Source organism: Pseudomonas sp. MH9.3, from assembly GCF_034354675.1.
Classification (GTDB): Bacteria; Pseudomonadota; Gammaproteobacteria; order Pseudomonadales; family Pseudomonadaceae; genus Aquipseudomonas.
In genome coordinates this window covers 4,613,173-4,635,774 of record NZ_CP133785.1, presented here as the reverse complement: position 1 = coordinate 4,635,774, position 22,602 = coordinate 4,613,173, and the positions used below count along the sequence as shown (strand labels likewise).

General features: G+C 62.4%; 21 protein-coding genes. 10 read left to right on the top strand and 11 right to left on the bottom strand.

The annotated features are described in order from the left end of the window. Nucleotides 1-112: 112 nt before the first annotated feature. From RHM60_RS20550 to ptsP, 4 genes are all read right to left on the bottom strand, one after another. Nucleotides 113-1,654, bottom strand: coding sequence for an alkaline phosphatase D family protein (locus RHM60_RS20550; RefSeq protein WP_231422506.1), 1,542 nt, complete (start codon nucleotides 1,652-1,654; stop codon nucleotides 113-115). A 189-nt stretch (nucleotides 1,655-1,843) separates the two neighbouring features. Beyond that, nucleotides 1,844-3,550, bottom strand: a complete 1,707-nt coding sequence (locus RHM60_RS20545) for a PTS fructose-like transporter subunit IIB (protein WP_209988519.1) — start codon at nucleotides 3,548-3,550, stop codon at nucleotides 1,844-1,846. Nucleotides 3,551-3,561: 11 nt separating this feature from the next. Then, nucleotides 3,562-4,482 (bottom strand): 1-phosphofructokinase, encoded by a 921-nt coding sequence (pfkB, locus tag RHM60_RS20540; RefSeq protein ID WP_322212636.1) that lies wholly within the window; start codon nucleotides 4,480-4,482, stop codon nucleotides 3,562-3,564. Further along, the gene (gene ptsP / locus RHM60_RS20535) at nucleotides 4,483-7,341 is read right to left on the bottom strand and encodes a phosphoenolpyruvate--protein phosphotransferase (protein WP_322212635.1); all 2,859 of its coding nucleotides are present in this window, start codon (nucleotides 7,339-7,341) and stop codon (nucleotides 4,483-4,485) included. A gap of 294 nt (nucleotides 7,342-7,635) precedes the next feature. Between ptsP and cra the strand changes: the two genes are divergently transcribed. Together cra and RHM60_RS20525 are read left to right on the top strand one after the other, a co-directional pair. Then, nucleotides 7,636-8,631 carry a catabolite repressor/activator gene (gene cra / locus RHM60_RS20530; protein ID WP_231422504.1) on the top strand — a complete coding sequence of 332 codons (996 nt, stop codon included), beginning with the start codon at nucleotides 7,636-7,638 and terminating at the stop codon, nucleotides 8,629-8,631. Nucleotides 8,632-8,633: 2 nt separating this feature from the next. Continuing rightward, nucleotides 8,634-9,410, top strand: a complete 777-nt coding sequence (locus RHM60_RS20525; RefSeq protein WP_322212634.1) for a TatD family hydrolase — start codon at nucleotides 8,634-8,636, stop codon at nucleotides 9,408-9,410. Here the strand turns inward: RHM60_RS20525 and RHM60_RS20520 are convergent. The 4 genes from RHM60_RS20520 to RHM60_RS20505 form a co-directional block, all read right to left on the bottom strand. Next, nucleotides 9,357-9,794 carry a hypothetical protein gene (locus RHM60_RS20520; RefSeq protein ID WP_209988505.1) on the bottom strand — a complete coding sequence of 146 codons (438 nt, stop codon included), beginning with the start codon at nucleotides 9,792-9,794 and terminating at the stop codon, nucleotides 9,357-9,359. The genes RHM60_RS20525 and RHM60_RS20520 overlap by 54 nt on opposite strands. 241 nt (nucleotides 9,795-10,035) lie before the next feature. After that, entirely contained in the window at nucleotides 10,036-10,872 is an 837-nt protein-coding gene (ampE, locus tag RHM60_RS20515; protein ID WP_209988502.1) for a regulatory signaling modulator protein AmpE, read from the bottom strand. After that, nucleotides 10,869-11,432 carry a 1,6-anhydro-N-acetylmuramyl-L-alanine amidase AmpD gene (gene ampD, locus RHM60_RS20510; RefSeq protein WP_209988499.1) on the bottom strand — a complete coding sequence of 188 codons (564 nt, stop codon included), beginning with the start codon at nucleotides 11,430-11,432 and terminating at the stop codon, nucleotides 10,869-10,871. The genes ampE and ampD overlap by 4 nt, the downstream gene beginning before the upstream one ends. Before the next feature lie 61 nt (nucleotides 11,433-11,493). Further along, nucleotides 11,494-13,644 carry a DUF1631 domain-containing protein gene (locus tag RHM60_RS20505; protein WP_231422502.1) on the bottom strand — a complete coding sequence of 717 codons (2,151 nt, stop codon included), beginning with the start codon at nucleotides 13,642-13,644 and terminating at the stop codon, nucleotides 11,494-11,496. 235 nt (nucleotides 13,645-13,879) lie between these two features. On the opposite strand from RHM60_RS20505, the gene nadC reads away from it, so the two are divergent. Beyond that, the gene (gene nadC, locus RHM60_RS20500) at nucleotides 13,880-14,728 is read left to right on the top strand and encodes a carboxylating nicotinate-nucleotide diphosphorylase (protein ID WP_209988493.1); all 849 of its coding nucleotides are present in this window, start codon (nucleotides 13,880-13,882) and stop codon (nucleotides 14,726-14,728) included. Between the two features lie 50 nt (nucleotides 14,729-14,778). Here the strand turns inward: nadC and RHM60_RS20495 are convergent, their stop codons facing one another. Continuing rightward, entirely contained in the window at nucleotides 14,779-15,084 is a 306-nt protein-coding gene (locus tag RHM60_RS20495; protein ID WP_209988490.1) for a DUF6388 family protein, read from the bottom strand. Between the two features lie 262 nt (nucleotides 15,085-15,346). Here RHM60_RS20495 and RHM60_RS20490 point away from each other — a divergent pair, with 262 nt between their 5' ends. Together RHM60_RS20490 and RHM60_RS20485 are read left to right on the top strand one after the other, a co-directional pair. Continuing rightward, nucleotides 15,347-16,342, top strand: a complete 996-nt coding sequence (locus tag RHM60_RS20490) for a hypothetical protein (RefSeq protein WP_322212632.1) — start codon at nucleotides 15,347-15,349, stop codon at nucleotides 16,340-16,342. Between the two features lie 10 nt (nucleotides 16,343-16,352). Then, nucleotides 16,353-16,904, top strand: a complete 552-nt coding sequence (locus RHM60_RS20485; RefSeq protein WP_209988485.1) for a transferase — start codon at nucleotides 16,353-16,355, stop codon at nucleotides 16,902-16,904. 11 nt (nucleotides 16,905-16,915) lie between these two features. On the opposite strand, the gene RHM60_RS20480 is transcribed toward RHM60_RS20485, so the two are convergent. After that, a complete protein-coding gene (locus RHM60_RS20480) occupies nucleotides 16,916-18,325 on the bottom strand; it encodes an O-antigen ligase family protein (RefSeq protein WP_322212631.1) in 1,410 nt (469 codons plus the stop codon). A 3-nt stretch (nucleotides 18,326-18,328) separates the two neighbouring features. After that, the gene (locus RHM60_RS20475; protein WP_122456787.1) at nucleotides 18,329-18,742 is read right to left on the bottom strand and encodes a pilin; all 414 of its coding nucleotides are present in this window, start codon (nucleotides 18,740-18,742) and stop codon (nucleotides 18,329-18,331) included. A 201-nt stretch (nucleotides 18,743-18,943) separates the two neighbouring features. On the opposite strand from RHM60_RS20475, the gene RHM60_RS20470 reads away from it, so the two are divergent. Genes RHM60_RS20470 through RHM60_RS20450 form a run of 5 tightly spaced genes read left to right on the top strand, consistent with a single transcriptional unit; the run spans nucleotide 18,944 to nucleotide 22,517 of the window. Then, nucleotides 18,944-20,152 carry a type II secretion system F family protein gene (locus RHM60_RS20470; RefSeq protein ID WP_322212630.1) on the top strand — a complete coding sequence of 403 codons (1,209 nt, stop codon included), beginning with the start codon at nucleotides 18,944-18,946 and terminating at the stop codon, nucleotides 20,150-20,152. Next, nucleotides 20,149-21,015 (top strand): A24 family peptidase, encoded by an 867-nt coding sequence (locus RHM60_RS20465; protein ID WP_322212629.1) that lies wholly within the window; start codon nucleotides 20,149-20,151, stop codon nucleotides 21,013-21,015. The genes RHM60_RS20470 and RHM60_RS20465 overlap by 4 nt, the downstream gene beginning before the upstream one ends. Beyond that, nucleotides 21,012-21,635, top strand: a complete 624-nt coding sequence (gene coaE / locus RHM60_RS20460) for a dephospho-CoA kinase (RefSeq protein ID WP_209988473.1) — start codon at nucleotides 21,012-21,014, stop codon at nucleotides 21,633-21,635. Before RHM60_RS20465 ends, coaE begins: the two co-directional genes overlap by 4 nt. After that, on the top strand, nucleotides 21,632-21,832 hold the full coding sequence (yacG, locus tag RHM60_RS20455; protein WP_004372356.1) for a DNA gyrase inhibitor YacG: 201 nt from the start codon (nucleotides 21,632-21,634) through the stop codon (nucleotides 21,830-21,832). The genes coaE and yacG overlap by 4 nt, the downstream gene beginning before the upstream one ends. Nucleotides 21,833-21,887: 55 nt before the next feature. Then, nucleotides 21,888-22,517, top strand: coding sequence for a DUF1780 domain-containing protein (locus RHM60_RS20450; RefSeq protein WP_209988466.1), 630 nt, complete (start codon nucleotides 21,888-21,890; stop codon nucleotides 22,515-22,517). The last annotated feature ends 85 nt before the right edge of the window (nucleotides 22,518-22,602 follow it).

Genomic DNA, 22,602 nt, shown 5'->3' with positions numbered 1-22,602 from the left:
TCTGATGGAAATCACACTTTGAGGCTTTTTTTCCAAGGTGACCCGCGTAAGGGCGGACCCCCTATCCGCCATCACCCAGAAACCGGATATACGCACCCAAAATGCCCCCGCATCAAACAGGCTGCAACCTCTGCTCAAACACAGAAACCCCATCCAGATCCCGCAAAACCACCGTCAACTCCCCCGTCTGCCCATCAATCTGCACCTCACCAAAAAACTGAAACCCGGCAAACGGTGAGGTGTTCTGCGCTGGCGGCGCCTTCTCGAACACCACCTCGGGGCCAAAGGTCTTGTCCAGTGGATTAGGCCCAAAACTCCCCGCATTCAAGGGCCCGGCGACAAACTCCCAGAACGGTTCAAAATCCTGAAAAGCCGCGCGGTCCGGGTGGTAATGATGCGCGGCGCAATAGTGCACATCCGCCGTCAGCCACACATGGTTGCGCACCTGCTGCGCCCGCAGAAACCCGAGCAGTTCGGCGATTTCCAGTTCACGCCCCTGCGCCGGGCCCGGGTCGTTGTTGGCGATGGCCTCCCAGCGCGGCACGCCGGGGCTGACTTCGCCGTCGGGCACGCCAAGGCCGATGGGCATGTCGGCGGCAATGACTTTCCATTGGGCCGTCGAGGCCTTGAGTTCGCGCTTGAGCCAGTCCAGCTGTTCACGCCCGAGAAAGGGCTTTTCACCGCCCAGGTTGTCATCGTTGGGGCCGCGATAGCTGCGCATGTCGAGCACGAACACGTCCAGCAACGGGCCGTAGGCGAGCTTGCGATAAATCCGCCCGCCGGCATCGGCGCCCTGCCTGCGCATCGGCGAATATTCCAGCCAGGCCTGGCGTGCACGGCCGACCAGGGTGTTGATGTCCTTGACCTTGTAACGCTCGTCGAGCTGCTTGCCGGGCGACCAGTTGTTCACCACTTCGTGGTCGTCCCACTGCCAGATCTGCGGCACCTCGGCGTTAAAGCGCCGCACGTTTTCGTCCAGCAGGTTGTAGCGATAATTGCCGCGATAGTCGTCGAGGCTTTCGGCGACCTTGCTCTTGGACTCGGTGGTGAGGTTGCGCCAGATGCGGCCGCCTTCGGTGGGCAGTTGCGCCGGCACCGGGCCGTCGGCATAGATGGTGTCGCCGCTGTGGATAAAGAAGTCCGGCAGGCGCAGGCGCATGGCCTCGTAGATGCGCATGCCGCCGATGTCCGGGTTGATGCCGAAGCCTTGGCCGACCGTGTCGCCGCTCCACACAAAGCGAATGTCGCGGCGTTGTTGCGGCACGCTGCGCAGGTGGCCGAACCACGGTTCGCTGGCGACGCCGCTCTGGGCGTCCTCGAAATGCACGCGGTAGAAAATCGCCTGGTCGACCGGCAGGCCGGTGAGTTCGACGCGGGCGGTGAAGTCGTTGCGGCTGTCGGCCAGCGCCGAGACAAACCGGCGCGGGTTGCTGAACACGCTGCGGGTGTCCCACTCCACCACCATGCGCGCAGGGCGGTCGCTGCGGCTCCAGACCATCGCGCGGTCGCCCAGCAGGTCGCCGGACTGCACACCCTCGGTGAGCTGCGGCCGGTCCTTGACCGACGCGATCACGGCCGGGGCCAGGCCAGGCAACAACAGGCCGGCGCCGACGACTTGCATCACGCGGCGACGGCCGAGATCGAAGTGGCTCATGCGGGTGCCCTCTGGGTAGCAAAGAGGCCACTAAACCATGCCGATATGACACCGACCTTACAGCCAATAATGCGCTGAATGTGGGAGGGGGCCTGCTCCCGATGGCGGTGGGTCAGTCAGATATTCATCGACTGATAGACCGCTATCGGGAGCAAGCCCCTCCCACATAAAGCTTCCCTGCCGAATCTTCTAGGCGGGCGCGACTGCCAGCTCTACCGCCTCCGGGCGTTTGATCAGCGCATACACGACACCGGTCACCACACTGCCGGCCACAATCGCCAGCAAATACAGCAGCGCGTGATTCATCGCATTCGGAATGATCAGCACAAACAATCCGCCATGGGGCGCGGCCAGTTTGCAGCCGAAGTACATCGACAGCGCACCGGTCAACGCGCCGCCGGCGATGCTGGCCGGGATCACCCGCAGCGGGTCCTTGGCCGCGAAGGGAATCGCGCCCTCAGAGATGAAGCACATGCCCAGAATCATCGCCGCTTTGCCGGCCTCGCGCTCGGTCTGGGCAAACTTGCGCCGCGCCAGGAAGGTGGCGATGCCCATGCCAATCGGTGGCACCATACCGGCGGCCATGGTCGCGGCCATCGGCGCACCGCTGGAGGCCGCCAGCAGGCCGACCGAGAACGCATACGCGGCCTTGTTGATCGGGCCGCCCAGGTCGACGCACATCATGCCGCCCAGCAGGATGCCGAGCAGCACGGCGTTGGTGGTGCCCATGGTGCTGAGAAAGTCCGTGAGGCCGGTCAGCAGCCGCGCCACGGGCGGGCCCACCAGGTAAATCATCGCCAGACCGGTGAACAGACTGGCCAGCAGCGGAATGATCAGGATCGGCTTGAGCGCTTCCAGGCTCTGGGGCAACTTCACCGCGCGGGTGATCAGCTTGACGCAGTAACCGGCGAGGAAACCGGCGAAAATCCCACCGATGAATCCCGCCCCCAGCGTACCGGCCAACAGGCCGCCGATCATGCCGGGCGCGATGCCGGGACGGTCGGCAATCGAGTAGGCGATATAGCCTGCGAGCAACGGCACCATCAGCATGAAAGCCTGGTCGCCGACGCTCTTGAGGGCCGCCGCCAGGGTGCCCTTTTCTTCGAAGGCATGGATGCCGAACACAAAGGACAACGCGATCAACAAGCCGCCCGCCACCACCATCGGCAACATGAACGACACCCCGGTGAGCAGGTGCTTGTAGACCCCGGTTTTTTCCTGCCTGGCCACCGCGCCGCTGGCGGCGCTTTCCACCGCACCTTCGGCCAGCGCCTTGTTGAGGGTCGCTTCCGATTGCTTGAGGGCGATGCCGGTGCCGCAGCGATAGATCTTCTTGCCGGCGAAGCGCTCGGTGGCGACTTCGATATCGGCCGCCAGCAACACTACGTCGGCCTCGGCGATGGCCTGCGGGCTCAAAGGTGTCCGTGCGCCGACCGAGCCCTGGGTCTCCACCTGCAGGTCGTACCCAAGGCGCTTGGCCGTCTGCTGCAAGGCTTCGGCGGCCATGAAGGTGTGCGCCACGCCCGTTGGGCAGGCGGTGATCGCGACGATACGCGGCGCCTGACTGGCCGCTTCCTGCGTGGCGACGTACACCTGAGCCTCTTCGGCCCCACGGCGCAATACCGCCTCGACATCGGCCAGCGCCTGGGCCGGCGTGCTCTGGAACACGCGCTTGCCGATGAACCGTTGCATGTCCACCGGCGTGCTGCTGACCAGCAACACCCACTCGGCATCGTTGAGGGTCGCTTCGGACAACTGACGTTCAGGGTGCTGCACATCGATCACTTCGACGCTGGTGCTCCACCCCTGGCGCTGCGCGGCGGCGTCCAGCAAGCGGGCGCACAGCACACTGGTGACCATGCCGTTCGGGCAGGCGGTAACGATGGCTAATTTCATGACAAACCCTCTTATTGTTCTGTCAGCGCGCGCACTTGGACGCCGCTCTGCAAAATGTCCAGCTGTGCGTGGTCGCCGATGCCGAAACCGACCTGCGTCACCGCCATCGCGGCAATCGCCGTGGCGCGGCCCAGGGTTTGCTCCGGCGTATCGCCACTGAGCAGGCCGTGGAGCATTCCGGCCAGCAGCGAATCGCCGGCGCCCACGGTACTGGCCACCGTTACGTTGGGCGGCGTGGCGTGCAGGGTTGCGCCGGGGCTGTACCAGCTCACGCCCGCAGCACCGTCGGAAACCACCACATGTTGCACGCCCAGCTGATGCAGACGGCTGATGGCATCCGGGGCATTGCCCATAGCTTCGGCCAGCTCTTCGGTATTGGGCTTGACCAGCCATGGCCCGGCCTGGAGCCCTGCGCGCAGGGCTTCGCCGCTGGTGTCCAGAGCGACTTTCAAGCCTTGCGCTTTGAGCGTTTCCAGCAAGGCCTGAAACCACTGCGGGCTGACGCCGCGCGGCAAGCTGCCGGCGACCACTACCGCGTCGAACCGGGGGCCGATCTCTGCGAGCAGCTCGAGCAATTGCGCTTGCGCCTGCTCACTCACCAGCGGGCCTGGGGCATTGATGTCGGTGACGCGGCCATCGTGTTCGGCAATCTTGATATTGCTGCGGGTTTCGCCCGGCACGCGCACGAATGCGTCGACAAACCCACGGTGGGCGATCAGCGCATCGAAGGCCTGCGGGTTGGCGTCGCCGAGAAAGCCGCTCACGCTCAACTGATGCCCCAGGTCGGCGAGCACCTGGGCAACGTTCACGCCCTTGCCCGCCGCGTGGGTGAGCATGTTTTCGCTGCGGTTGACTTCGCCCGGTGCCAGGCGTGGCAGGCGTACCGTGAGGTCCAACGCCGGGTTCAGCGTCAGGGTCAAAATCTTCGCCATTTACACGGCCTCCACAAGGGCTCGCACTTCGGCGGGCGAACCCACCGCCAGTGCTTTTTGCGCCAGGCTCTGGGCCTCGCTCAGGCTGAATTCACGCACCCGCGCTTTCACTTCGGGAATGCTGCGGGCCGACACGCTCAACTCGTCCACTCCCAGGCCCACCAGTACCGGCACGGCCAACGGGTCGGCGGCCAGCTCGCCGCACACACCCACCCATTTGCCATGGGCATGGGCCGCGCGCACGGTGATGTCGATCAGTTGCAAAACGGCCGGGTGCAGACCATCGGCCTGGGCGGACAACGTCGGGTGGCCACGGTCGATGGCCAGGGTGTACTGGGTGAGGTCGTTGGTGCCGACGCTGAAGAAGTCGACTTCTTTGGCGAGTACCGGTGCCAGCAGCGCGGCCGACGGTACTTCGATCATGATGCCCAACTGCAAGTCGGCCACCGGGATTTCCAGGCGCAGGCGCTCGGTCATGTCGCGGGCCGCGCGCCACTCATCGACGCTGCCAACCATGGGGAACATGATGCGCAGCGGGCGGTTGTCCGCCGAACGCAACAGGGCGCGCAGTTGCGCTTCCATGATCTGCGGGCGTTGCAGGGTCAGACGGATGCCGCGCACGCCGAGGAAGGGGTTTTCTTCCTGGGCAATGGGCCAATACGGCAGCGGTTTATCGCCGCCCACATCCAGGGTGCGCACCACCAGCGGGCGACCGTCGAGGCCATCCAGCACGCGGCGGTATTCGGCTTCCTGGGTGGCTTCGTCCGGGGCCTGGGAGTGGGCCATGAAAATCAACTCGGTGCGCAGCAGGCCGATGCCTTCGGCGCCCTGCTCCACCGCGCTGGCCACGCCGGCGCTTTCGCCGATATTGGCGAACACTTCCACCGAATGACCGTCGCGGGTGCAGGCCGGCTCGTGGCGCTGGGCCGAGGCGGCTTGCAGGCGTTGCTCGCGGGTGTCGCGCTCCACGGTGGCACGCTGCAGCGTGGCGGCATCGGGGTCGACATGCAGGCGACCGCGCTGGCCATCAAGCAGCAACGGCGTACCGGCAGCCAGCAGCAACACGGCCGGCCCGGCGCCGACCAACGCGGGAATCCCGAGCGCACGGGCGACGATGGCGCTGTGGGCCGTGGCGCCGCCACGGGCGGTGAGGATCCCGGCCACGCGAGTCGGGTCCAGACGTGCGACGTCCGAAGGGCCGACCTCGTCCATCACCAGAATGTAAGGCTCGCTCGGCTCCTGGGCGCTTTCGACGCCGCACAGTTGCGCCAGCACACGGCGGCCGATGTCACGCAGGTCGGCGGCGCGCTCGGCGAGCAAGGCGTCCTGCAGCGACTCCTGCTGTTTGGCGGCGCTTTCGATCACGCTCATCCACGCCGCCTGCGCGCTTTCGCCCTGCTTGAGGCGGGTGTCGACGTCGTCGGTGAGTTCCGGGTCGTCGAGCATTTCCTGGTGGGTGATAAAAATCTCGCGAATCGCCTTGGCCTGGCTGCGCTCGATCAGGCCCTGAATATCGCTGCGCACATCGGCCAGCGCGTCCTGCAGGCGCTGGCGCTCGATGGCGCAGGACTCGCCGCGCAACGGGTAATCAAACACCTGTTGCACCTGAATATGCGCAGGACCGATGGCGATGCCCGGAGCGGCGGCGATGGCCTGGCTCTGACTGCCGGCAACAGGTGCGCTGATCACCGGCTCGATATCGACCATTGCGGGCTCGGCGCTCACGGTCGGCAGCGGTTCGACGTCTTCGCCAAGGCCCTGCTCGACGGCGGCCAGCAAGGCCGGCAACGCGTCGCCGGCAATGCCTGGTTCGGCGACAAATTCCAGTACCTGGCCGCGACGTGCGCCGAGGCTGAGCAGCTTGCTCAAGCTTTTTGCCGACACGGCGCCCACCGCCCCATCGACAATGCGCAGGCGAATATCGCCGTCAAAGCTTTTCGCCAATTGCGCGAGAATCTTCGCCGGGCGCGCATGCAGGCCGTGGGCGTTGGCCAGGGTGATGCGCGCACTGGGCCAGTCTGGCGGCAGTTCGCCGCCGAGCACTTCGAGCACTGCGCGACTGCTGGTGGCGCGCCCCAATTCCTGGCCGCGTCCTTCGATCAACAAGGCGCACAGGCGTTCGAGCAAGGCCTGATGCGCTTCGCCCAGGCTCGCCAGGCAGAACAGGCCATTGAGGGGCTGGCCGAGGTAGCGCATGGGTTTGTCCGGGGTGACGAAGGCCAGGCCCGGACGCTTCACCGTTTGCTCGCTGTGCAGCCACCACAGGCCATCGCCCAGGGGCAGCGCCTCGACCTGCTGCAGCACGGCGGCGAAACCATTGCTCACGCAGTCGGCCTGGCGCAGCAGCCGGGCACCGCGCCATACGAGTTCTTCAAAATCATCGGCGGACACACCCAGGCTGATCATCTGGGCGTCCAGCGCCAGTTCCTGTGGCGCGCCTTGCAACAGTTTCAACAGCGCTTCGGCGCTTTCGGCGCGGCGCAGCGCCTGGCCCAGGTCGGTTTCACCGAGGGCGCGGGTCAAGAGTTGCAGCAGGCGCAGGTGTTCATCGGACTTGGCGGCAATGCCGATCGCCAGGTAGACGATCTGGCCGTCGCCCCAATCCACCCCTTCGGGGAACTGAAGCAGGCGCACGCCGGTGGAAAATACCTGGTCGCGGGTTTCCGGGGTGCCGTGGGGAATGGCGATGCCCTGACCAAGGAAGGTCGAGCCTTGGGCTTCACGGGCTTGCAGGCCACTGAGGTAGCCCTCGGCGACCAGGCCGTCGGTCACCAGTGTGTCAGCGAGCAGTTGCAAGGCAGCAGATTTATCCACAGCCACCTGGCCCATGGATATCTGCTCTACAGTGAGCTCAAGCATGCCGATCTCCTAGTTAGTGCGCGCAACGCACTAGGTATTGTTTTGAATAAAACAGTGTAAGCGTGTTTATGAACCAAACGGCTGATGGTCAATTGGCAGTAGCCAGTCAGTCGCGAACGTCGCAAAAATACGCTGGCTGAAACGTTTAATCTAGAATTTATGGCAGATTACGCGTTAATTGCGCAAGCTTGAAGGACCACTCGGCACTTGAGCTTGGACATTGGTCGCATGCCGGAATCGGTTACGATTGGACAAAATGTCGGGGCAAGCGCCAAAAAACAAGGAAATCCCGCTTTGAAACTCAGCGATATCGCACGCCTGGCCGGTGTTTCCGTGACCACCGCCAGCTACGTCATCAACGGCAAGGCCACACAGCAGCGCATCAGCAGTGCGACGGTCGAGCGGGTGCGTGCCGTGGTCGAGGCCCATGGCTTTACTCCTAACCCTCAGGCCGCCGGGTTGCGCAGCCGGCACACGCGCACCTTGGGCTTTATCCTGCCGGACCTGGAAAACCCCAGTTACGCACGCATCGCCAAGCTGCTGGAGCAAGGCGCGCGGGCGCGTGGCTATCAGTTACTGATCGCCAGCTCAGACGATGACGCCGACAGCGAGCGCCAGTTGCTGCAACTGTTCCGTGCGCGGCGCTGCGACGCGCTGTTCGTCGCCAGTTGCCTGCCGGCCAGCGATGACAGTTACCGCGAACTGCAAGCCAAGGGCCTGCCGGTGATTGCCATCGACCGGGTGATGGAGGCAGAGCAGTTCTGTTCGGTGGTCAGCGACGACCGCCAGGCGTGCCAGCAATTGACCAGCAGCCTGCTGCGACCGCTGCCCGGTCAAATCGCGCTGATCGGCGCGCGGCCCGAGCTGAGCATCAGCCAGGAACGCGCCGCAGGTTTTCACCAAGCGCTGCAAGGCTTTACCGGCGACGTGATCATCGAACAGGGCGAGGCCTTCAGCCGTGAATGCGGCCGACAGTTGATGGAGCAATTACTGCAACGCCTGGGGCATTTGCCTGACGCGCTGGTGACGACGTCCTACGTGCTGCTGCAAGGCGTGTTCGATGCGCTGCACGATTATCCGCTCAAGTCGCAACCGCTGCGCCTGGGCACCTTCGGTGACACGCAACTGCTGGACTTCCTGCCGCTGCCGGTCAACGCCATGGCCCAGCAACATCAGTTGATTGCCGACGCGGCACTGCGCCTGGCCCTGGCCGCCATTGAAGCGGAACATTACCAGCCCGGCGTGCACGCCATTGGCCGCACCTTCAAGCAGCGCATTATCGAGGCCTGAGCGTGGAGCTGATCGACACCCACACCCACCTCGACTTTCCGGACTTCGACAGCGACCGCCGTGACGTCCTTGCGCATAGCCGACAGCTCGGCGTGCAGCGCATGGTGGTGCTCGGGGTGTATCAGCAGAACTGGCAGCGTGTGTGGGATATGGTGCAGACCGATGCCGGCCTGTTCGCCGCTTTTGGGCTGCACCCGGTGTACCTCGAGCAGCATCGCACCGCCGACCTGACTGAACTCGGTGACTGGCTGACGCGCCTGCACGGCCATCGGCAACTGTGCGCCGTGGGCGAGATTGGTCTCGATTACTTTCTTCAGACGCTGGACCGTGAGCGCCAGCAACCACTGTTCGAAGCCCAGTTGAAGTTGGCGGTGGACTTTCAGTTGCCAGCGCTGGTACATGTGCGCCGCAGTCATGCTGCCGTCATCGCCACGCTCAAACGCATCCGCCTCTCGAGGGGCGGCATCATCCACGCGTTTGCCGGCAGCCTGGAAGAAGCCCGCGAATACATCAGGCTGGGCTTCAAACTGGGCCTGGGCGGCGCAGCCACCTGGCCCCAGGCCCTGCGCATGCATCGGGTGCTTGCGCAACTGCCACTGGAGGCCGTGGTGCTGGAGACGGATTCGCCGGACATGCCGCCGGCCATGTACCCAGGCCAGCGCAACAGCCCGCAGCACTTGCCCGCCATCTGCGCGGCCCTGGCCGAACGCATGGGCATCAGCCCTCTAGTGCTGGCTGAGACGAGCACACGCAATGCGCGCGAGCTGTTCAATTGGTAGCACGTGGGCCGGGCTGACCACTTGCAGCTCCAGGATCATCCGCTGCTGGTGACGGACATAACGCAACACCAGAAAATGCACCAGCACCACGCCCAACGACAGGTTCAGTTGTTCAGTGAAGCGGATGAACCCGACCCACTGCGCCACCAGCGCCGCGATCAGCGTGGCACAGGTCAGCACAATCATGCCCGGCCGCACCAGCGCCCAGTGGTCCAGGGCCTTGAACCGGCGCAACTGCCTGGGGCAACTCAACTGCAGGATGCGCTGACAGTAAGGGCAGTCGAAGGGCTCCTGGATGGCGATGGCATTCATTTGCCAGGGCTTGAGTTCAAAGGTGATGTCGCAATGGGCGCAGTGCCCCTTGATGCCGATTGCAGCGGTCATCGTCGTGCCTCCATTGGAACGTGAGTGAATGATATAAATTCTCACTCATCCTCGTCGCCAAAAGCGCCACGCGGGGAAATCAGGATATAAACCACAACGCCGGACGAAACTGCTTACAACCTTCTCTCACCTACAAAATATGGAAAGCGCCGCCAAGCTTTCGACCTGGCTCTGTCACGCAGCAAACAGAGCCTCTGTGGTTGACTGAATCAGCTCATGCCCCACCAAAAGAGGCGCTTGATCAAGGCAACACGGTCCAGATGGCGAAGCCGGCATACCACAGCACGGCGGCGCGCAGCAGCAATTCCCACAGGCGATCGAGGCTGTTGATGCCTTCTGCACCCACGGCTGGCGGCGGGATTTCGGCGGCGACCAGGCCGACTTTTTCCACCAGCTGTGCGGCGCTGATGTCCCAGCTCAGCAATTCGTGAAGCATCACCCGGCCAACCGCGACGAAGTTGCCCACCAGGGCAAAACTCGCGGCCAGCAGGCGTACCGGCACCCAGTCAAACGCATGCCGCAGTTGCCCGGCACGCTCGGCGACCTGGGGGTTCTGGCTGTGCTCACTGGCCAGGGCCAGCAGGCGATACGCCAGGGCTGCGACCGGGCCCAGCAGGAAGTACCAGAAAATCACCGCAAAAAAACTCTGGTACGCCTGCCACAGCAGGTGGCCCTGGACACGCTCCAGCAACTGCTCGCCACTGTCGGCACCCACGTTCAAATCACGTTCGGCCACATGTTCGGCGGCCTGCAAATCGCCGCGCCGCCAGGCGTCACGGAACGGGCCGAGCGCCGCCAGCAGATCGCCACGCCCGAGGCTGTAAATCAGCACCAGCAAGTGCACCGGCAGTGCCAGCAGGCCGTATGCCACTGGTTCCAGAACCAGCAACAGCAACGCCAGCAACGCGACCGGCAACAGCACCAGCACGACCAGAACCAGCCAGGGCTGCTTGCCCAGGCGCGGGTTCGCTTCCAGCCTGGCCAGCTCACGCAGCCAGCCACCATCGCGCTGCAACCGCTGACGCAGGGCCGAGAATTTCTCGATCCATACCGCCAGTACCAACACCAGGAAACTCATTGTGTGCGTTCTCCTTGCTGCAGGGCGCTGCGAAAGCGCGCCCAATCAAAAGCCGGACCGGGGTCGGTCTTGCGTCCCGGCGCGATATCGCTGTGACCCCGGATACGTTGAGGGGTGATGCCCGTGTAAGCCGCCAGCAACTGGCGCGTCAGCCTGATCAGCGATGCGTACTGGGCATCGGTGTACGGCAGGTCGTCCGTGCCTTCCAGCTCGATGCCCAGGGAAAAGTCATTGCACGTCTCACGCCCCTCAAAGCATGAGACACCGGCATGCCAGGCGCGGTCGAGGCAGGACACAAACTGCGTCACCGCGCCGTCACGCTCAATCAGAAAATGCGCAGACACCCGTAGGTCGGCAATCCCTTCAAAGTAGGCATGTTCCGTGACATCCAGGCGATTCTGAAAAAACTCCTGCACCTTGCCGGTGCCGAACTGCGCCGGCGGCAAACTGATGTTATGCACCACCAACAGTGAGATTTCGCCTGAGGGGCGTTCGTTGAAGTTGGGCGAAGGGCAGTGACGAATGCCCTGGCACCAACCACTGACGGGGTCCAGTTGCATGCAGGATCCTTGAACGTGACTAAGTGTGACCAGTATGCCGCGTTCCACCCCGCCGTTGCGATCACTTGCCGCGATTGAGTTGGCGCAGTTTGCCGGTCACCGCAGTCAATGCACGCTCAAACAGCGGGCCATCATCCAGCAGGCGCAGAGCGTCATGCTTGAATGCCAACGCCAGTTGGCCGACGCTTTTCTCCATGACCTTGAGCCCCGAGCGGTTGACGAACACGTAACTGCCGGCAGGAGCCATGATCGCCAGCAGCTTGCAGCGCACGGGGGCTGGCCGCTCGTCCTGCCATTCGATCCAGCCTCCGATCCGCAGCTGCAACGCCTTGAGCAGATCAGGGTCGTCCGCCGGCAGGCCTTCGGTGGCATCGACGGCACCGGGGCCCAGCACAAGCGGCTCACGCACCTCGATCAGTGCCTCGACACCCTCGGCCGGTGGTAGATGCAACGCCTGCAGGCGCACAAAGAAATCGCGCGTGCTGAACGGATCGAACGCTGCGCTGGTCAAGCCGTCCCGCAATGCCTTGAGCAACCCCGGCAAGTGCTCCACCAGATGCCGACCGGCCTCGGTATCTTGCTGAAGGCTGACGCTGCAGATCAACTCGTCCATGGTGCGCAGCCCCGCCTGCCACTGCACCGACTGCTCACCATGGTTGAGGCTGGCCAATAACAACACCTGGCTCCAGGCCTGTTGCAGAAACTGCACCACGGCCTGCGGCAACACCTTGCCCATCAGCCGGCGGTTGAGCACGTCAGCCACACGCTGGCGTGCAGCATCGGCACGAATGCGCCCGTCTTCAGCGTCGTGGGTGTGTTGCTCGATCAACTCGCGGCGCCGCTGCTCCTCGGCGCGCAACGTGCTGAACTGCGTCAGCAACCGGGAAAAAATCGCCGGGTCGTCGACGTATTCATTGAGCAGGCACTGCACGGCCTGTTCGATGCGCAGGTACAAGCTGTCGCGCAGATAATCCTCGCACGGGTTCCAGCCCAGGGCCGAGGCGGCTATTTCATTGAGCAACTGCCGCGCGGGATGACTGGCGCAACTGAAAAGACGCTTGTCCAGCAACGCCACCTTCAGCATTGGGATCTGCAAGCGCGCAATCAACGCCTTGAAGGCTTCAGGCACCGCAGGGTCATTGAGCATGAATTCGAACAGCAGGGCGACCAGGTTGATCACGTCTTCGTCGGCGCCCTCCACCACGCGGGACTTGCCACTCTTGACGCTGAAGCGGGTCAACAGTTGCTCAAGCTGATTACGCAGGTCGAAATCATCCTCGGCCTGTGGCTCCGGGACGTATTGCTGCAGATGGGAAAGCAGGCGCAGCAGGTCGCGGGTGGCTATCGGCTGAGGTTCGGCGCTGGCTTCCAGGGTGGGCGCCACACTGCCGCGTACGGCCGCGAGCAACTGCTGCAGCGCAGCGAAGTCCTGCTGGCCGCTTTCATCCAGAGCCTGGTCGGTTCCTGGCAAGCTGCCTGGGGGGGCAGGCTCACTCGCCACGCATCCAGCACGACGACGGGAAGGCACACTATTGAGTTCGGGTAAAACACCGGTCGCCACCAGCAACTGATTGGCCTCGCCGTACAACAGGTCGGCGTCGCTGAGCACGTATTTTTCAAACAGCTTGAGCATGATCAGCTTGACGCGGATTTCCACGCCGAGACTGCGCCCGGCGCGCAGGAAGAACTCGCACAACAGGGCCGGGCCCAAAGGGTTCTCGCGCTCGGCCAACTGCGTACCGAGCACTGCGTTCAGACGCGCGGTCAACTGCCCGAGGGCCAGTCCATCACGGTGCCGCACCCGACCGAGCATCGCGTCGAGCGCCACGGCTTTTTCGCGGGCATCGCCAGTGGTCCCTGGCAGCGACTCGTAGGACACCACCGGCACCATTCTTGGATCACCGCAGCCCACCTGGCCAAGATGGGCAAAGGCCTGGAACAGCTGCGCCATGAAGACGCGTTCGAAATTCTTGCGCTTGAGCCGCAGGTCGCGCATGGCCTCAAAAAAGATATGGTGATCGGCGTTACTGCGGGCCTTGTCGGCCATTTCGAACAAGGTGTCGTCGGCGTTATCAAACAGCTCCTGCAAGCCGCGTTGCAACTGTTGGGCAGCCTTGTCGCGAACCTGCAGCAACACCACCGGCAGGCGCGCGAGCGGCGATGGCGTAGCCTGTGCCCTGTTGATGGGCACCACCTTTCCGTCATTGTGCATCCTGGCCTCCTGAAACGGCGGTGTAAGGGGGTAGGACGATCAGGCGGGCACCGCCGATATCCGATTATCACCGGGACGTCAAAGCTATGACGCCAATTGCAAGGCGCGGGATTATCTTGCAAATAGGGGGCGTTACGCCAGCAAACTCTGAGATTCACCGGCAAAAGAGCAGGCGGCGGTGGGTTCGGTCACGCAGTGCCCCTATAATCGGCGCACATTGTTTGTGGAGCCTGTTATGCCGAATCTCCGTCTTGCCGACCTCACCGCCGAAATCGAAGCCAACGTGCGCCGCGCACTGCTGGAAGACATTGGCAGTGGCGACATCACCGCGCAGTTGATCCCGGCTGAACGGTTGGCCAAAGCCACGATCATCACCCGCGACGCGGCGGTTATCAGTGGCACAGCCTGGGTGGATGCCGTATTTCGCCAACTGGACCCGCGAGTCGCCGTGCATTGGCAGGTGGCCGACGGCGAGCGCGTCAGTCCCAATCAGGCGCTGTTCCACCTGGAGGGTCCGGCCCGCTCGCTGCTCAGCGGTGAACGGTGCGCGTTGAATTTTCTGCAACTGCTGTCAGGCGTTGCCACGCGTGCCCAGTACCTGGCGGACTTCGTCGCCAGCACCCAGGTCAAGTTGCTCGACACGCGCAAAACCCTGCCGGGCCTGCGCCTGGCGCAGAAATACGCGGTGACCTGCGGCGGCTGTCATAACCACCGCATCGGTTTGTACGACGCCTTCCTGATCAAGGAAAACCACATCGCGGCGTGCGGCGGCATTGCCCAGGCGGTTACTGCCGCGCACAGAATCGCGCCGGGCAAGCCGGTGGAAATCGAAGTGGAAAGTCTGGATGAACTGCGCGAAGCTCTCGACGCGGGAGCCGACATCATCATGCTCGATGAATTGAGCCTGGACGACATGCGTGAAGCGGTGCGCCTGAACGGCGGCAAGGCCAGGCTGGAAGCCAGCGGCGGGATCAACGAAAGCACCTTGCTGCCCATCGCCGAAACCGGGGTGGACTACATTTCGATTGGTGCGATGACCAAGGATGTGAAGGCAGTGGATTTGTCGATGCGACTGAGTATCTGACGCCGGTTTGATGCAGGAGCGAGCAAGCCCGCTCCTGCGCAGGTTCGCGTTCAGACGACCAGGTTGTTCATCTCGCAGTACTCGTCCCATTCGACACCCAGCACTTCGGCCGCCTCTTTGTGCAAAGCCAGGCGTGCGGTCTCGAACTCTTCAGATGTCGAGGTGTACTTGAGGGTCAGTTCCCAGGGCTGGAGACTCTGGCTCTCGGCCTCATCCTCGAATGCCCACTGGATCTGGTCGCGCTGATCATCAGCGCTCAGGTCCTTGATCTCTTCTTTGAGCTGCGGCGTGTCCTCAAGGTATTTTTTGAGGGCCTCTTCGTGCCGGGCTTCCTGGGTCACTTCAGTCGTGGTCATGGTGTTCTCTCAGATCTGGGAATGGAAATGCATCTGGGTCATCAAGGTTGCGCAGATACAAAAGAGCGGGCATCAATACCTGCTCGTCTGGCCTTCAGAAACCATTCTGGGATCAGCTGAAAACAGTGTTGCTGTTGAAACCGTTCGCGCGTCGGGCGCTCAGCCCGACACGCTGATCGATAATAGGCACTCTGCCGAAAGATCGCCACCCTCAGAATGTGACTGGCGAAACCTCATTCGTTCGTTGACTACCTGAGGTTTCATGAGTGACGATCGAACCAAGATTCCTACGTGGAGAATGCATTTGCCCGCCGCCCCGAAGACCTTCTCACTTGCGCAGGTCCAGCACCAGCTCCGGCAAATGGGTGTTGCCTTTGTCTGCCACGGCACAGTTGCGCAAAGCGCCTTTGCATTCAAGAGCCTGCGTCAGGTTGAGCCAGGCGGGATTTACTTTTTATCGCCAGGCATTGGTCATCCGCCGCACATAACCCATTCCATTGTCCTGCGCGAAGAAGCCGATGCGTGCGGGGAAGGCAATGTGATACTCCAGGTAGATCATCCACAGCTTGTGTTTTATCGCCTGATGGAAGCCATGGTGGCAGACCGTAAAAAACGTCAGGGCATCCACCCTACCGCCGTTATTGGGGAGGATTGCGAAGTCGACCCTGCGGCTTACATAGGACCTTTCTGTGTACTGGAGGACTGTGTTGTGAAGGCAGGTGCGAACCTTCACTCCCACGTGACCGTGATGCGCGGAAGCACCATCGAAGAAAATGTCACGATTGAATCGCACTCCACTGTCGGCGCAACGGGAGCGGCCTGGATCTGGGATCCGGCCACGCGCCGAAGAGTGATTCAGCCGCAGATCGGCTACACCCGAATCATGGAAGGCGCCTTCCTCGGCACGGATGTGACCGTGGTGCGTGGCTCGGTCAACGAGACAACCACCATTGGTCAGGGGTGCGTCATCGCACACGGCAGCAAAATTGGTCATGGCTCACTGATTGGCGACGAGTGCCACTTTGCCAATAACGTATCGATTGCCGGCAACGTCACGCTCGGAAATCAGTGCTTTCTTGGCTCGGGTGCTATCGTAAGACCACAGACGCGCATAGCCGAGCGCACGGTGGTTGGCGCCGGAGCGGTAGTGGTGAAACACATCGACGAGCCCGGACTTTTAGTAATGGGTACGCCAGCCAAAACGGTGAAGTCGGCAACTGACGATCTGTCAGGTGTCCCAAAATCATTGAAAAACTAAAAGTATCGAAATGAACAATTACTCAATCGTTTCAGACAAGGCAGTAATAGGCGACGGTGTTGTGATCGGCCGATTCTGCATCATTGAAGATGATGTTGAAATCAAAGAAGGCACTGTGATCGAAGACTATGCCATGGTGCTCAAAGGCGCCAAAATCGGCAAACACACAAAAATCGGCACCTATACGAAAATCGGTCGGAATGCAGTGATTGGCGATGATTGCTCATTCACCTCCTACTGTGAAATTCGAGACAACTGTCGGTTGGGCAACCGCGTACTGATGGGCAGTCGAGGCACACTTTCCGCCAACACCATTGTTGAAGATGATGTGGTGATGAAATATGCATTCGTGGTCACTGATACGCCCGACCTGACCAAAAATGACGAAAAATGCGTAGGCACACTCAAGAAAGGCTCACGCTTCGGCGCCAGCGTCGTGATCATGCCGTCTGTGACCATTGGGGAAAATGCCGAAATTGGTGCGTGCTCTCAGGTGCGCAAGGACGTGCCCGATAATCAGGTGTGGTTTGGCATACCGGCCAAGTACTATCGGGACGTTTAAAAACCGCTGCCTCAGGGCTTTGGCAGAGCAATCACGCCCTGGGCCCAGAAGCGCGGCTGCAAATGATCACCACGCCCGCCCAGATAGCTTTGCCGGGCTTGCTCCAGATGCGGAACGTCGCGGATCACCACATACACCAACAGCCCCACTGCCAGCACCGTTGCTACTTTCCATGCGCCAACAGCCAGCGGCACAGCAGCCGGCTCGGGGGCTCGCCGCACATGCAGCGCCATCAGCCAGCCCACCACCAGCGCCAGCCACACCTGCGAGTTGGGCATCACGATCACGCCATCGACCATGGACTGCGTCAGTGCACCGACCAGCGCCGCAAACAGGCATAAACGCAGAAGATCGGCACGCGTGGCAAGCACGGCACGCTCACGGATCAGGCCAATAGTGGCCCAGCCGCCCCAACCTGTGAGAATGGCCACGCACACTGCCGACGGCACTCCCCATTCACTGGCCCATTGCAAGATGGCCTGGTGAGGGTGGGCGGCAATGGGGTTGGCCACATCGGCAAAATGCATGGGCCCGAAGCCCAGCCACGGGCGTTCGACAATCATCTGCCAGCCCTGCCACCAGATCGGGCCACGTCCCGACAGCGACGTAGTGAGACGGTCACCGGCGGCACTGGCAATCTCGTTGCCGAAATGGTGCGCCACCAGCATGAACAAACAACCGTACAGCAACAGCCCACCGCACACGCCCGCCAATTGCCAGGCTACCCAGCGCCGCCCCCAGGGGCCAAGCCACATCAGCACGGCCGCAGCGGCTGCCATGCCGAGCCATGTACCGCGGGTGCCGCCGCTGATTGCAATCAACCACCAGACACACAATAACGCCAACGCGGCCGCACGGGCCGGGCGGGAGACCTTGGGGATCAGCAGGGACAGCGCGAGCAATGGCAGGGTGAACGTCTGGAATTGACCATAGAAGCGCTTGTTGGAAAACCCGGACAGCAGCAGGTCAAGGTTGAGCAGGCGCTGACCACTGCCGAACGCGAGTATCAGCGCATACAGGTACTGCACTGACTTGATCACGCACAACATCAGCACGATCAACATCAGCGCGCTATCGATCGACTCACCGCCGTGGCGCCTGAGCGAGTTGACCGCCAGCGCAATCGCCCCACTGCAGATGAACAGCGCCACTTCGGTGAGTGCCCACAGGGGCTGATGCGCAAGTGCCGACGACACCAGGCCCCCTACCATAATCAGTGCCAGGCCGGCAGCGGCAAGCCGATTCACCGGCGGCTCGGGTGAAGAGACCGACAACCCGTACAGCACCGCGCACAGCCCCAGGCAGATCTGCGTGCCCCTTTGCAGGTCATGCCCGCTGAACGGCGCACAGATGCCCAGCGCCAGCAGGCACGCCATGGCGATCAGAAACAGGCTGTCGCGCTGAGTGCGGGTTAGCAACACGCTTTATGCCCCTGTGACGCCACACCCTTTGGCGACGTATTTCGCCTCGGCGGTGGTCACGCACTTCCAACCTTCGGTGGCACTGCGCGTGAGAGTAATGCTCTTGCCCAGCACTGGCGCCGGGGCGTCGAGTATTTCGCAACTGATGGAGCCGATGCCGGTGGCGACATCGCCTGTCACGTCGATTCGGCAGTTGGCGGTGGGGCTGGTGCCGCCGATCAAGGCGACGGTGGGTACGGTCCCCTGGTTGAGGGTATCTTCGTAGCCGGCCTTCAACGCGCTGATTTCAGCCAGCCCGGCCGTGAACTTGGCCTTGGCCTGGTGCGTGGTGTACATGGGCAGGCCAATGGTGGCCAGGATGCCGATAATTGCCACGACGATGAGCAATTCGATCAAGGTAAAGCCTTTTTGACGTATCACATTCACTCTCCAGAATAGAACCATGACAAGGCGCGTCCTGCGCCCCGCAGTCTGCAACGGCGCCAGTGTACTCATGCGCAGGCGCTCAATCGCGCCTTCGTCGCACATTCTGACATTTTGCCGCTCAGCGCGAGCCTGCCCGAGTCATTCCCCTGACTAAGCTGTAGGTCTTCAACGACCTGTGTGCGGAACCGTGACATGAACAACGCTTCAACGATGTACGACTGGGAAGGCATCAATCGCAAAGGCCGCAGGGTGTCAGGGCAGACCACGGCGCACAACCCTGCGCTGCTCAAGGCGCAATTGCGCCAGCAGGGGATCAGCCCTGGCCGCGTGCGTAAAAAGCACCCAGGGCTGCCAGGCCTCACCCAGCCGATCAAACCATCCGATATAGCGCTGTTCACCCGCCAGTTGGCCACGCTGCTCAAGGCCGGGATTGCGCTGTTGCAAGCCTTCGACATCATCAGCGAAGGCTTTGAGAATCGACAGATGCAGGCGCTGGTCAAAGGTTTGAAACGGCAGGTTGCCGCCGGTAACAGCCTGACGCAGGCGCTGCGTAAACAGCCGCGCCACTTCGATGATTTGTACTGTCATCTGATAGCAGCGGGCGAGCAGGCCGGCGCACTGGAAACCCTGCTGGAACGCGTGGCCATCCATCAGGAGAAGACTGAGCAGCTCAAGGCCAGGGTCAAAAAGGCGATGACGTACCCCATCGCCGTCATCGTGGTCGCCGGCGTCGTGTGCAGCGTGCTGCTGATCCACGTGGTGCCACAGTTCGAGCAATTGTTCGCCGGGGTCGGCGGCACGCTGCCTGGATTTACCCAGCAGGTCATCGCGCTGTCGGCGTTCATGCAGCAAGCCTGGTGGATCATCGCGCTGGGCCTGGCGGCGGGGGTTGTTGGGCTGCGCCACGCCTGCCGCACCTCACCAGGTTTTCGTCATGGGCTGGACGCCAGTGTGTTGAAACTGCCCCTGGCAGGTACACTGCTGAAAAAATCCGCAGTCGCCCGCTACGCCCGTACGCTTTCAACCACCTTCGCGGCCGGTGTGCCGTTGGTGCAAGCCCTGGAGTCCGTGGCTGGCGCGGTGGGCAATGAGCTGTTCAAACAGGCGATAGAGCATATGCGTCACGATGTATCCACGGGCATGCAACTGCATCAGTCCATGGCAAACAGCGGGCTATTCCCGCGCATGGCGATCCAGATGACCGCCATCGGCGAAGAATCCGGCACCCTGGAGCACATGCTCGAAAAGGTCGCGAGCCACTACGAATCCGACGTGGATAACCGGGTGGACAACCTCACCAGTCTGATGGAGCCGTTGATCATGGTGGTGCTGGGCGGCATCGTCGGGGCGCTGGTGATCGCCATGTACCTGCCGGTGTTCCAGTTGGGTACGGCCTTTTGAACCTGCTATTGATCGGGCAGCCCTGGGCTTTTGTCACCTTGGCGGTGGTGCTCGGCCTTGTCGTCGGCAGTTTCCTCAATGTGCTGGTATGGCGCCTGCCAAAGATGCTCGAACGGGACTGGCGCGAGCAGGCCCGCGAGATGCTCGGCTTGCCCGTGGAGCCCGCCGCGCCGCCGTACAACCTGATGCACCCGAACTCCTGCTGCCCTCATTGCGCTCAGCCAATTCGGCCCTGGGAAAATATTCCACTGCTCAGCTACCTCATGCTCAGGGGACGCTGCGCCCATTGCCATCAACCGATCAGTGCGCGCTATCCGCTTACCGAGCTGGCATGCGCCGTGGTCTCGGCCGTGGTCGCGTGGCATTTCGGTTTCGGTTGGCAGGCCGGCGCCGTGATGCTGTTGAGCTGGGGATTGCTGGCGATGAGCCTGATTGATGTGGATCATCAATTGCTGCCGGATGTGTTGGTGCTCCCCCTGCTCTGGCTGGGACTGATCGGCAACAGCTTCGACCTGCTGGTGCCACTGCCCGAGGCGTTCTGGGGCGCAGTGTTTGGTTATATGAGTCTGTGGACGGTGTTCTGGCTGTTCAAGCTGATGACCGGCAAGGACGGCATGGGCTACGGCGACTTCAAGCTGTTGGCGCTGCTCGGTGCCTGGGGCGGCTGGCAAATCCTGCCAATGACGCTGTTGCTTTCATCGCTGCTGGGCGTGATTACGGGGCTGATCCTGATGAGTCTGAACAAGACCCAAACCTCCACGCCGATACCGTTTGGTCCCTATCTGGCAATTGCCGGCTGGATTGCGCTGCTCTGGGGTGGTCAAATAACCGACTTCTATTTGCAGTTCGTCGGTTTCAGATGACCTCTTCTGTCGCAACACCCTGGATTCTCGGCCTCACCGGCGGCATCGGCAGCGGCAAAAGCGCGGCGGCCCAGCACTTTATCGACCTGGGCATCGATTTGGTCGACGCCGACCACGCCGCCCGCTGGGTGGTCGAGCCCGGCCGCCCGGCGCTGGCACGCATCGCCGAACACTTTGGTGACGGCGTGTTGATGCCCGACGGCAAGCTGGACCGTGCCGCGCTGCGCACGCTGATCTTTGAGGTTCCCGAACAACGTCTGTGGCTGGAAGCCCTGCTGCATCCGCTGATCGCCGAGGAAATCCGCAGCCACCTGGCGCGTGCGCAGTCCCCCTACGCCATCCTGGTGTCGCCGCTGCTGATCGAATCCGGGCAGTACAGCATGACCCAGCGCATCCTGGTGATCGACGTGCCGCAATCGCTGCAGATTCAGCGTACCCTGCAGCGCGACGGCATCAGCGAGCAACAGGTGCAGGCGATTCTCAAGGCCCAATCCAGCCGCGAAGACCGCCTGAACCATGCCGATGACGTACTGGTCAATGACCAGGACCTCGCCTGGCTGCACGCCGAGGTCGAGCGACTGCACCACTTTTACCTTACTTTGCGTGGAGGCCGATCATGAGCCAACCCTTGACCGTCGACTGCCCAACCTGCGGCGCCCCCGTGGAATGGAAAGCGACCAACCTCAACCGGCCGTTCTGCTCGGACCGCTGCAAACTCATCGACCTGGGCGCCTGGGCTGCCGAAGAGCACAAGATTCCGGTGGCGCCGGACGCCGAAGACGAGCTGTTCTCCGAGGATCTGACGCCGCGACACTGAGGTCGTATAAAGGTGGGACTTCCTGCGGTCATCGTTTGAACGCTAAGCTGCAGGCATGGACGACTCAGATTATTTGCGCCTGCTCACCGTGGCGGCCGAACAAGCCAATGCTTTCCTGTCCAATGCGCGCAAATGGGAGCGTGAGCGTTGGGTCTGCCAGCGCCTGCTGCAAGGCCTGAACGTGCCCTTCCGTGCCGAAGAGTTTCACGCCGCCGGGCAGGAACCGCCGGACGTGCTGTTTCGCGACGCCAGTTTCGAGGTGTTCTTCGTGCTCGATGAGGGACGCCGTCTTAACGATGAGTGGCGCGATGAATTGCTGCGCAGGCGCAGTGCGTTTTCCCTCAGCCAATTGGTGCGGCGCGAAGCCAAGCCACGACGCATTCCCGCCCATGAGTTCCTGCTGCGTCTGGCGCCAACGCTGCGCAAAAAAGCGCATAACTATAAAGAGCGCGGCATGGACCTGGGCGAACTGGATATCGTCGCGTTCACCAGCCTCAAGCGCGAAGTGCTGGACCTCAATAGCCATTTCCCTCCGCCTACCGAATACCTGCGCCAGGGCTGGCGCTCACTGTCGCTGGTAGGGCCGACGTTTGCACGCGTACTGTTCGCCCACCCGAACGCCCCGGATTTCTTGCGCAACAATCTGGGGCGCAGCATAGTGTTCGATGTGGGCATCAGCCTCTGAGACCGCGCCTGTAACGTGGCGCCCGTTTGCAACGTCTACCAGACGAGGCTCGTATGCCCAGCCGCCTTTTTGAGTTACCTGACGC